Raw genomic sequence first — 224 nt, 5'->3', positions numbered from 1 at the left:
AACGGCAACCTGGTTTCCGGTGTGGCAGTGACCTTTACCGCCACCAACGGTGCGACGGTGACCACCGCGTCCGCCACCACGGATGCGGACGGTATCGCCACCACCACCCTGACGAACACCAAATCCGGTGTGGCGAAAGTCACCGCCAGCATCAACGGCAACAGCCAGTCTGTAGACACCACCTTTGTGGCCGACAGCAGCACGGCGACCATCAGCGACGGTAA

At 62.1% G+C, this 224-nt stretch carries 1 protein-coding gene; it reads left to right on the top strand.

Annotated features, from left to right (window positions below; genetic code table 11):
- Positions 1-224 (top strand): Ig-like domain-containing protein (locus tag ADJ24_RS10755; RefSeq protein ID WP_048702442.1); only part of this gene is annotated, 224 nt, incomplete at both ends.

Origin of the sequence: Enterobacter sp. 940_PEND (assembly GCF_001059415.1) — a bacterium.
GTDB classification, from domain to species: Bacteria; Pseudomonadota; Gammaproteobacteria; order Enterobacterales; family Enterobacteriaceae; genus Enterobacter; species Enterobacter cloacae_M.
This window is presented reverse-complemented; position numbering and strand designations above follow the sequence as displayed.